The organism is Halomicronema sp. CCY15110, from assembly GCF_016888165.1.
In the GTDB taxonomy this organism is placed as follows: domain Bacteria; phylum Cyanobacteriota; class Cyanobacteriia; order Phormidesmidales; family Phormidesmidaceae; genus Halomicronema.
On the sequence record NZ_JACSWC010000339.1, the window covers coordinates 1 to 11,023 of the forward strand.

At 53.3% G+C, this 11,023-nt stretch carries 9 protein-coding genes; 1 reads left to right on the forward strand and 8 read right to left on the reverse strand.

The genetic code is table 11. The features are described from left to right. Positions 1-138: 138 nt before the first annotated feature. The 8 genes from JUK32_RS16240 to JUK32_RS16275 all read right to left on the reverse strand — a co-directional run bounded on the left by JUK32_RS16240 (position 139) and on the right by JUK32_RS16275 (position 10,492). Positions 139-360 carry a hypothetical protein gene (locus JUK32_RS16240; RefSeq protein ID WP_204139913.1) on the reverse strand — a complete coding sequence of 74 codons (222 nt, stop codon included), beginning with the start codon at positions 358-360 and terminating at the stop codon, positions 139-141. Between the two features lie 91 nt (positions 361-451). Further along, positions 452-1,621 (reverse strand): LL-diaminopimelate aminotransferase, encoded by a 1,170-nt coding sequence (locus JUK32_RS16245; RefSeq protein WP_204139914.1) that lies wholly within the window; start codon positions 1,619-1,621, stop codon positions 452-454. Between the two features lie 236 nt (positions 1,622-1,857). Next, positions 1,858-4,578, reverse strand: a complete 2,721-nt coding sequence (locus JUK32_RS16250) for a glucosidase (RefSeq protein WP_204139915.1) — start codon at positions 4,576-4,578, stop codon at positions 1,858-1,860. A 715-nt stretch (positions 4,579-5,293) separates the two neighbouring features. Beyond that, complete coding sequence (locus tag JUK32_RS16255; RefSeq protein WP_204139916.1) at positions 5,294-6,064, reverse strand: PspA/IM30 family protein; 771 nt, start codon at positions 6,062-6,064, stop codon at positions 5,294-5,296. Positions 6,065-6,352: 288 nt separating this feature from the next. Continuing rightward, positions 6,353-6,595, reverse strand: coding sequence for a hypothetical protein (locus JUK32_RS16260; protein ID WP_204139917.1), 243 nt, complete (start codon positions 6,593-6,595; stop codon positions 6,353-6,355). 75 nt (positions 6,596-6,670) lie between these two features. Then, the gene (locus tag JUK32_RS16265) at positions 6,671-6,952 is read right to left on the reverse strand and encodes a hypothetical protein (RefSeq protein ID WP_204139918.1); all 282 of its coding nucleotides are present in this window, start codon (positions 6,950-6,952) and stop codon (positions 6,671-6,673) included. 240 nt (positions 6,953-7,192) lie between these two features. Next, positions 7,193-8,869, reverse strand: a complete 1,677-nt coding sequence (gene hpsL, locus JUK32_RS16270) for a hormogonium polysaccharide biosynthesis protein HpsL (RefSeq protein WP_204139919.1) — start codon at positions 8,867-8,869, stop codon at positions 7,193-7,195. A gap of 282 nt (positions 8,870-9,151) precedes the next feature. Then, positions 9,152-10,492 (reverse strand): pentapeptide repeat-containing protein, encoded by a 1,341-nt coding sequence (locus tag JUK32_RS16275; RefSeq protein ID WP_204139920.1) that lies wholly within the window; start codon positions 10,490-10,492, stop codon positions 9,152-9,154. Between the two features lie 126 nt (positions 10,493-10,618). Between JUK32_RS16275 and JUK32_RS16280 the strand changes: the two genes are divergently transcribed. Beyond that, positions 10,619-10,762 (forward strand): hypothetical protein, encoded by a 144-nt coding sequence (locus JUK32_RS16280; protein ID WP_204139921.1) that lies wholly within the window; start codon positions 10,619-10,621, stop codon positions 10,760-10,762. Positions 10,763-11,023: the final 261 nt, after the last annotated feature.

Here is an 11,023-nt window from a genome sequence, read left to right on the forward strand (position 1 = left end):
TCAACTCTCGATACTGGTAGGTTGAGCGCAGTCGAAACCGGATTGAACGGGTACTTTATTTAGTTGCAGATCCCTAAAGTGTTCGTCCTCTCAACTCATGAGACGCCACCGTTCTTGCCTGAAGAGTGCCGTCTCTGATTATTCTTCTAATTGTTCGCGATAGAGACTTTGCAGTAGGGCTTCTAGTCGCTCTTCTGGGGTGCAGTCGAGCAAGCTGTCTAAAATATCGACCAGTCGAGCTGCTGTTTCACCGAGGGTGGGGCTCAGTGCCCAGACGTCTTGTACCCAGTCTTCGGCAGTGCCGTCTACAAAGACGAGGCGTTCTAAAAGCTGTTTGGTTTCGTCTGAAGATAGGGGCATGGTGGAAGGGGAAGGGTGGCAGAGTGTGAGGGTGGCAGGGTGGCAGGGTATATCCTGCATTGATCGGCTGTCGATTAATGCAGGGGCGAGGCTAGCGGTTGATGAAGTGGTGAATTTTCTGGACGGCGGTTGCTAGCACGTCTGGGGGTTGCACGAGGGCAATACGGACGTAGCCTTCGCCGTGTTTACCAAAGCCGCGTCCCGGTGCCAGGGCGATGCCAGTGGCTTCGACCAGTTGCACACAAAAGTTGATGGAGTCTTGCGCCCAGGGTTCGGGGAGTTTGACCCAGAGGTATTGGGTGGCGTCGGGTTTGGGAATATGCCAGCCGACTTTTGCCATTGCCTCTACGAAAGCGTCTCGCCGTTGCCGAAAGGTGTTGACGGTTTGCTGAACACCCTCTTGGGAGCCGGAGAGGGCCGCGATCGCCCCTCGCACAATACCGGGATACTGGTTGAAATCAATCACGGCTTTGACTTGTCGCAAAGCTTTGATCAACTCGGCGTTGCCGATCGCATAACCAACCCGGAAACCACCCATGTTGTAAGACTTGGACATGGAGTAAAACTCAATCGAGACGGTTTTGTCGCGATCGGCTTGCAAAACAGAGGGAGCGGGTTCTCCCGTGTAGGTGACATCGCCGTAGGGGAAATCGTGAACTAGTGCCAAATCGTGCGCTTGGCAAAACGCTACGGCTTCGCGCCAAAAGTCTAGCGAAGCATAGCCGGTGGTGGGGTTGTGGGGATAGCTCAGCACCATCATGCGAGACTGGGCCAGCACGGCAGGGGGAATCTCGTCGAACTGGGGCAGAAAGTCATTCTCCGCGAGCAGTGGCATGGTGTAAAACTGGCCGCTGGCGAGGTGAACGCCGCCCGTATGGGAGGGATAGCCGGGATCAGTCAGCAGGGCAAAATCGCCGGGATTTAACAACGCGAGAGGCAAGTGAGCCGTCCCTTCTTGGGAGCCAATTAGCAACAGGACTTCGGTTTCGGGATCGACGGGCACACCAAACTTGCGGGTGTACCATGCGGCGGCCGTTTGGCGAAAGGGCAGGGTGCTCTGAAAGAGGGAATAGCCGTGGGTGCTGGTGTCGTAAAGAGCCTTGGAAATGGTGTCGAGCACAGCGGGGGCCGTCGGCAGATCAGACGAGCCGAGGGATAGGTCAATAATCGTTTGGCCGGTGTGGCGAGCCTGGGTTTTGGCCCGATCCATATCGGCAAAAACGTTGGTTTGGAGGGGAGCGAGGCGATCGGCAAATTGCATGGGTCTGACCACGTGACGGCGGCAATTTCCACCTTATCGCAGGTTTTGAGATGTTTGAGACGCAGGGGTTCGAAGTTTGGGGATTGGGCGAGGTCGCAATGTCGCGGGCAGCAGTCTTGGCCGCTGTGATCGCGGACATCACAGGATAATCAAGCGGGCGATGACCTTACCCGAGCAAGGGCTCAAGAAGATCATCGCAACTGTAGCCGGAACGTCCTCAGTCGAGGCGATCGCGGCTACTGTGGCACAAAGCGACCGGGGCCGGTGGTGCGCACAATGTCGGGGGTCAGGTAGCTGGCCGATTGGAGAATGGTCGCGATGCAACCCGTCCATCCCGTTTGGTGACTGGCACCGATGCCCGCGCCGTTGTCGCCGTGAAAGTATTCGTAAAACAGAATTAACTCATTCCAGTAAGGATCGGTTTGAAACTTGTCGGCACCGCCATATACCGGACGATTGCCCGCTTCGTTACGGGCAAAAATGCTCACCAAGCGGTCGGCGATTTCGGCGGCCGCTTCAAAAAGGGTGACATAGTTGCCGGAACCAGTGGGGCATTCCACTTTGAAGTCATCGCCGTAGTAGCTATAGAGGTGTACCAGCGATCGCAACAGCAACAAATTGACCGGCATCCAGATCGGGCCGCGCCAGTTGGAATTGCCCCCAAACATGCCCGTGTTGGAGTCGCCCGGCAAATAGTCTACGCGAAACTCTTGTCGACCATGATGAAACACGTAGGGATGCTCTTCGTGATATTTCGACAAGGCGCGAATCCCGTAGGCGCTCAAAAACTCGTTCTCATCTAATAAATAGGCGAGAATGCGGCGCAACTTGTCAGCGTTCACCACGGCTAGCATGCGTCGCCCCTGTAAGCCGGGCTCAGTCGGTAGATGGATCGCGTGGGTCAGTTCGGGATGACGCTTGAGGAAGAGGTTGGCGCGCTCCACAAAATTCGGTAGTTTTTGAAAAGCTTCTGGTGGAAAGACGGCGATCGCCATCAGCACAAGCATGCCCACCATCGATCGCACTTTGATGCGGGTCGCACTGCCATCCGGAAAGCGGAGCACATCGTAGAAGAAACCATCGGTCTCGTCCCACAGCTCGTCCATATTGTCGCCCACGCGATCCATCGCGCCAGCGATCCACAGCGTATGCTCAAAAAACTTGATTGCCATGTCTTCGTAAAGGGGATCATGCAGCGCCAACTCGATCGCAATCTGCAACATCCGCTGACTAAAAAAGGCCATCCAAGCCGTACCATCGGCTTGTTCCAGGCAGCCCCCAGTGGGCAAAGGTGAACTGCGATCGAACACGCCAATGTTGTCTAAGCCCAAAAAGCCGCCTTCAAAGACATTGTTGCCACTGGCGTCTTTGCGATTGACCCACCAGGTAAAGTTGATCAGCAGCTTCGAGAAGGCATATTTGAGAAATTCAATGTCGCCCTCACCATTGTTGATCTCCTTTTCCCGAGAGTAGGTTTCCCAGGTGGCCCAAGCATGGACGGGCGGATTCACATCGCTGAAGTTCCATTCATAAGCCGGAATTTGGCCATTGGGGTGAAGGTAATCTTCTCGCAGCATCAGGGTGAGCTGTTCTTTGGCAAAATCGGGGTCAATGATGCTGATGGGCAACATGTGAAAGGCCAAGTCCCAGGCGGCATACCAGGGATATTCCCACTTGTCGGGCATGGAGATAATGTCATCGTTCAGCATGTGGTACCAGTCACTATTGCGCACGCCATGTCGCTGGGCGGCACTCATCCAAGGCGTGATCTGATGCTCCTCTAGCCACTGATCCACGTCGTAGTAAAAATACTGCTTAGTCCACATCATGCCCGCCAGCGCCTGACGGAAAATGTTGGCGCGATCGCGATCGGCGAGCAATGCCGGCGGCATGACATTGGCATAAAACTCATCGGTTTCCTGCTGACGGGCCGCAAAAATGGCCTCAAAATCGGCAAACGGTTGGTTGATTGACAGGTCAGCCGCAGACAGTCGCAACCAGACGACTTCCGTGGTGCCAGGGGCGACCATCAACGTGTAATGGGCCGACACTTTCGTCCCCGTACTGGCCGGATTCACCACGCCGCTGTGACCCTGCACCACATAGTTATGAATGCTGTCTTTGACAAACGGACTCCCATTGGGAGCGCCAAACAACCGTTCCTGATTCGTTTCATTTTCGGTAAACAGGAGCGGCACGCCCCCCTGGCAATGCAGCACATAATCGCTCAAGAAGGGTTGCAGAGCTTCGTCGGTGAGGCTGGCTCTCACGGCACTGTGGTCAAGCCCGTCCACTTTTTGCAATACGGGCTTGGGGCCGCCCACCTCCCAAGACCAGGTATTGCGAAACCATAGCGTGGGCAATAGGTGAATGGGGGCAGCTTCGGGGCCGCGATTGGCCACTGAGAGTTTAATCAACACATCCTCGGGGCCGCCCTTGGCGTATTCCACAAACACATCAAAGTAACGGTTCTCGTCAAAGATGCCCGTGTCCAATAGTTCATATTCCGGTACATCCCGACCGAGGGCACCGTTGGTCTTCACCAAGTCTTCGTAGGGAAACGCCTGCTGAGGATACTTGTAGAGGTATTTCATGTAGGCATGGGTGGGCGAGCTGTCTAAGTAGAAGTAGTATTCTTTGACATCTTCGCCGTGGTTGCCTTCGCTGTTGGTCAGGCCAAATAGCCGCTCTTTTAAGATGGGGTCGTGACCATTCCACAGGGCGATCGCAAAGCACAGCAGCTGATGGTCATCACTGAGCCCGGCCAGCCCGTCTTCGCCCCAGCGGTAGGCCCGCGATCGGGCATGATCATGGGGAAAATAGTTCCAGGCATCCCCATTGTCACTGTAGTCTTCGCGCACCGTGCCCCATTGCCGCTCACTCAAATACGGCCCCCATTTTTTCCAGGGCTGTTGCTGCAATTTGGCAGCCTGTAACCGCTGTTGTTCCGCGTTCATAAGTTTATCCTTTGGTAATAAGGGGGCGCTTCCTGAAAAGGCTGCCCTGAGAGAGGGGAAGACATCATCCCAAGCAGCGATCGGCGCTCCGGACAACGGCTTTTGTAGCGATCAAGATGACTCGGTCAAGCGAGAGGAACCCGATTACTCATGGCTGAAAGGCTAGCAACCAAAGCCCTCACAAATCAGAAACGAATTGACTGTAATGTATGCCCTTTTGCGGTAATTGCCAATCACTTTCTCATGGTCAGGTAAACATTAGGTTTAGAGAGGGTTTGAAAAGTTTCATTTCCCATGTTTTTGACTCCCTGAGACGCTGAGATGCGAGCCCCAAGCATCAATGTTGGGTGTCTATGGGGACTGACTGCGGGTATCCTTGGCTGCACAAAGTTACCCCTTAGAGGCTGTTTAAAAAGGGGTTGCTTTGCGTAGCAAAGATGACCTAAGTCCCTTGAGATTAGTCTGAAATGCTTCTTTTATCGTCGTGTTTCTAAGTGTCCCAGGTAGCAAAACCTTGGCAGGAGAACTTTTCAAACACCCTCTTAGAGTCGCCGCTGCGAGGTGTCATGACTCTAGCTATGTCAATACGACCCCACCATGATTTTACGGTAGGGTGACCAAGAGGCCGCTGCCATCACACGCAGCGCAGACCCATCAAAAAAGCCTGCTGACAGAGATCGCTGCCGACAGGCCCAATAGTTTTATCGTTTGTAATTTAGAGGCTGTCTAACTGAGTTTTGAGTTCTTCCAACTCGGCATCAACGGCAGCATCCTTGGGGGCAGCCACTGGCTCATCGGCAGCGGGGAGTTGGCTCTGATCGGGGGCAGTGCCTGATAGTTGCGCTTTCATAGCGGCCAATTCGTCATCCACATCGCCGCCCGCTTCTAACGCCGCAAATTGACTTTCCAGGTCAGAGCCAGCCAGCTCTTGTGCGGCTTGCGACTTCGCTTCCATCATCAGCACCTTTTCTTCCATGCGCTCAAAGGCCCCCATCGCGCTGTTGGTGTTCATGGAAGTCATGGTGCTCTGCAGCTGTTCGTTAGCCTTCGCTGCGCTCACCCGGGCCTTGAGCATGTCTTTCTTGGTCTTGGCTTCCGAAATTTTACTTTCTAAGCCAATCAAATTTTTCTTGAGCTGCTCGACTTGGGTGGCTTGGCCGTCAAGCTGCGTTTTCAAGGTGGTGGCGGTTTCGGCTTGCGTCTTTTTGCGAGTTAAGGCCTCTCGGGCCAGGCTTTCGTCACCCTTTTGCAACGCGAGCTGGGCGCGCTGATGCCAGGTATTGGCTTCTGATTGAGCCCGCTCGTACTGCTGCTGCACCCGCTTTTGGGAGGCGATCGCCTTCGCAACGGCCTGTCGCATCTGCACCAGGTCTTCCTGCATGTCGATGATGGCCTGATCCAAAATCTTTTCTGGATCTTCCGCACCACTGACGGCGGCGTTTAGATTAGAGCGAACGACGCGGCTGACTCGATCAAACAACCCCATGATTCTGTAGTTCCTTCTAAGTTTGCTGTGTTACCGGGAGGCACCTCCCAATCAGTCTCGTAGCCTTTGAACCTAATTTTTCGGTTAACTGCCTGACTCATCAGGAGACTCTTGCTCAAGGCCAGACAACTGATGACAGACAACAGGGTGGTTGCCTGCTCTAGTCTTAACACATGACTCCGTCGCCTGAAGCATTCTGCAAACTGCTTTAAGACTGGCGATCGCGATTTTGGGGTCAGGCTAGTCGAGATTTTTCGGCGGTGAGAGCGTACCTTGCCTGCCGAGGCCTCAAGCAGACCCGACCGTGCGCCAGGTCTCGGTCAGTTGGGTTAACTGCTGGTTAAAACGAGCGATCGTGCGACTTTCCCGTACCTTGCAAGTTTGGAATTGGTGGGTAAAGGTGCTGATGAGTGCTCCGATGTCGGCTGCGGTGTAGACGGTATTGGGTTCCGGAAAACCAAACCGACGGTCGATGGAGGTGTGATGAGAGTCGATTTTGAGGAGTTCTGATCGCAAGTTATCCAGCATCATTGAGACGGCAACGCGATTACGGTTAAAACTGTCAATCTTTTGTCGCCTTAAGGGATGGATTTTTTGTGAGCGACTTTACTCGTTAGTCACATCTTTTAAGTCTTGTGCTTCCCATTTCAAGATGGACGCATTGACGCCTTGCTCTTGCTTGCGTTTTGAGTCGGCTTCGAACCACTGAATAATTTGCTGCGGCGTCAGGTCTGCGATCGCAGTTTCCGTATCTTTGGCAATGACCTTCAACAGTTTACTGGTGGAGATCGTCAGCCGCGCAAGAAATTTTTCGGGCGAGGTGAGTAACGCTTTATCGACATCAGCGGATTCTTCGGGTGTGAGGAACTGAACGGATTGGTCGAACATCTGAATATCTGAATATCTGAATAAACGAGTGGCAGGGCGATCGGGCAGTAGCGTCAATCTATCAAGCCAGAAGTTGCACTGGCAACTGCATCAATGCTAGCTAGTATCAGGATACTCAGTATTTCAGTGTTGCAGTACTGATTCATGGACCCAGCAAAAAAATGCGCAACTGCCAGGATCAAATACCTTTGACTGCACAAAGCCGTCTCCTTAGAGCTTTTCTCAGTCAAATCTGACTGCTTATGGCCATCTAAACTCAATTGATTTTTGGGATTTCTGTAGTTGCTTCAACTCCTTCTTGGTGAGCTTTTTGCCAGTTCCGGTGTTGTTGGCCCGCTCCTGACGATCGAGGTCTGGCAACTTGAGCGCGATGCCTGCAGCTAGCCAGTAGTAGACATTCACAGGATCAACGTCTAGGGGATAGTAGTAGGGAAAATAACTGATAAACAAGACAAAGGTAAACATTGCAGCACCATAGCCGCGCAGGTTCGGGTCTTTGATCGAACGATAGGCTTTGAACGTGGTAATCACTAAAACGGTAAACAGTGACAACAGTAAAATCAGTCCTAAGGGGGCCATTTCATACAGCACCTTGGAGTGATAAGTTTCCACCAGCACGGTCTTACCGAAAATTCGCGCGGCGTTCGTGGCTCGGCCAAGCCCACGGCCCAAAAAGCCTCGCTGCTCTTTCATGGCCCAATCTAGCTGGTGGGTAATAAAGTCAGTGGGAGGGGCAGCGTTCCACCGGCTGACAAAACTGTCGATACTGCCGGAGAGCACCTCAGGATATTGGATCGCTAAGAAAACTAGAATGCCAGCCAGCCCCACCGCAATTGGCAAAAATCGCTTGGGCTGCAGTAGTTGCCCAGTCATGAGGAGGAGCAGCACCACGGAGGCAGGGACTAGCGCTAGAGCAATGCGCTGCCCCGAAACTACGGCCATGACCCCGACCATGACCATAGCGAGAATGCCGATGCCGCGCCAGATAATTGAGCGATCGTTAAAGGCGGTGCCGAAAGCAAAGAAGGTACTGGAAATTAAGAACCAACCCCACTGCCAAGGGGCGACAAAGGTGCCTGGTAAGCGAATGACGCCAAACTGAGGCGAATACAGGAGGGCCCCGCCCACAAAACACCGTGACTCTAAAGAGGCTTTAAATAGCTCATCGCCTTCGCCTTGGGTAGGCGGGCAACTGCCTGATTTGAGCATCATGTATTGAATGAAGCCTAAAATACAACAAATGATGATTAAAACGGCTTGCGTGCGTAATAAGAAATAGAGATTTTCTTTAGTCCGAATGAGGTAATGGATACAGGTAATCAGTAAGAGATAACCGACTAATGCTTTTAATCCTAAAATGCCTAATAAAATCGGCTGCTCGCCACTGCTCGAAAGTTGCTGAGAACCATTAACAAATAACAGTACTGCCATTGAGTAAGTCATAAATATGATTAGCGGCAGTCTTAATTCTGGTGGCTGTACAAGCGGTTGTTTGTACTTTAGGCAAAACAAAATTACCGTCAAAAGGGCAGGGAAGAAAATGGCATCTTTTGCCAGCGTGAGCACCGCACTGCCGCCTAAGGCATAGGTGACGGTGCCACTGAGGGGCAGATAAAAGATGAAACCATAAATGGCATATCGAGGGAAGCGATAAGATAATGCGAGGCAAGCGATCGCGGCTCCACCGGCAATTCCTAGCTTGGGTTCGGCCACCGAGCTGATGATGGCCCCCAGCACCACACTCGCTAGCAGAATGGGGATAATCGCGGCAATGACCTGCTGCCGATCTTTGGCTTTGGCCCGGGCGATTCTTCGCAGTTCTTTTTTTGACAGTTGGGGCTCAGTCGCCGCCGCTGTTGCCTGAGCCTTCTGCTTTTTTTTGGACTGGCTTTTTGGCTTGACTTTAGTCTTAGGCATAGGGACTAATCGGCTAGGCAATGTAATAAACAGATTGTCGGGTGAACGAGCTCACCAAATCTGGACGGATATCTTGGCAGTTTCAGGGATAGCGTTGCTAAATCAATCTGCTGGGCGGTCTTGCCAACGGGTCTTGCCGTTCGATGCCAGTACCAGACAGAGCGGCTAACCTAGGAATTTCTAGTTCGACAAGCTAATTTGTTCAAGCCTAGCGAGGACAACCACCCGCTTGAGAGGGGGCTATAAATTCTTTACGAAGACCTTAAAGACGAATCCGCAGTTTTATCGGCCTAAGCAGTTCGGAATCCCGTCGCAGCCGCCCGGAATGGTGGCGCGGGTGGTTTCTCCTCCCCAGCGGCAGCAGTATTGACGTTGTGCGTCAGACATGCGCTTGGCTCCCGAAAAGTCCACGTCCTCAATGACGGTTCCGGTATGCTTGCCGGTGGTGAAGTCGGGCGGTTCTAAACGGCTGCGGGGCGAGGCGGATTCGGCAGTGCCATAGAAAAAGGTCACTCCCATCAGATCGGCTTCAGTCAGGCTGGCTTGGTAGAGAATAGTGCGCGAAAAGTTGGCCCGGACGAGATCACAACGGCTCAAGTCAGCGCGAATGAGGTTGACGTCGCTCAGATCAGTCCATCGGAGATCGCTGCCGGATAGGTCGGCGTTCGCCAAGATGGCCCCTAAATTGATGACCCGCACCCCCCGATTGCGGTCTTCGGCGTAGCCTCCCTGTCCATCTAAGATGGGGCGACCCAGATGTTCATCGCGTTTGAGCGGGGTGAGAAGGCGCGATCGCGATAAAAAGCGAATAATTTTGGCCTTGCCGGGGGCGTCAATGCTGCTCAAAATCGCTGCTGTGCGGGCCTCGGCAATGATGCGTTCTTGGGGCCAATCTTCGAGCAGACCTTCGTCATCCAGCACCAATTCAGAAATGCCTTGGAAGTAGGAATCAATGGTTTGCTGCTGGGTGATGCGATTTTGTTGCAGGGTCAAGTCGCGGGAGATGATGTACTGTCGCCAGGCAACAAACAGGGCGAGTAGAGCCACAAAAATTTGCCCGATCGCGCCCAAAAAGTCCCCAAACGCGCCCAAAATATCCCAGCGCAGGGTGAGTGACCAGGTGCGAATCGCTTGATTGATGCCGAGGGCTTCGGTGAGTCCAAAGACGCCAATCACCGAGGCGGGGATCGCCACGATGAGCGATCGCTGCTGGGGCGAAAGGTCGCGGACGAAGTAGGAGAGTGCGGGCCAAATTAGCCCCCAGGCTAAGACCAGCGTTAAGAGAGCCCCAATGAGGGTGAGCCAGTTCAGGCTAAACACTAGACCCAAGACAATGAGCAAGACGCCCACCAAAATGACCAATGTAGCGGGCGGACTCTGGGTGGCTGACGGGGCAATTTTTGCGGTTGCCGGGTCTGTTTGCATGATGGAGGATGGGTCGTCCGGGTGGGGCGATCGCCCATTCTGCGATTGCTCTATCGCAGTGGCTTCTGCTGCCAGGCCATTTTGCCCCTGCTGGTCAGAGTTCTCAGGGGTTGAGGATGATTGAGATGCGGCAACAACGTCCGATCCTTCTGGATCACTGGGTTGATGGTCGCCGTTGGGCTGAGCACCAGAATTCATAGCGCCAATCCTTTGCATGGGCCAGGTTCATCGCTCAATGTAGCCTGATCCGTCAAAATTGGACAATGCGCAGAACAGGATGGCGCAATCTCAGCAATCGGGAATTACCATGCGATCGCCTTTGCCGTGGCCGATCAGCGTAGTGGCGAAGTGCAAGTATCAGAAGTGTTGCCAGGGCTGGAGATAGCGCTGCTAGAAGAGGCCCTGCGCCGCTCCCAAACTGAAGACGACAGCACCCTCATGCGCTGGCTGATGGAGACGTTGCGATAACCCCAGTTTGTGTTCTGAGGTTATTGCAATACGGGCAAAATTACATCCCAAAACTGGGGATCTTTGCTGCAAATCCGAAGTCAGGAAAATTGGCCCGGTAGAATTTCAGCGTAGATATCGGTAGCCACTATGTCGGATCGCCTTAATCTGTTTATTGACTTGAACGCCGCCGGACTTGAGCTTGACCCCTCACTGGTGCAGAAAAGTTTTGGGAGCAAAGTATCGGTAGTCTCATCGTGAGAAAGTCGTCACTTTCGAGAA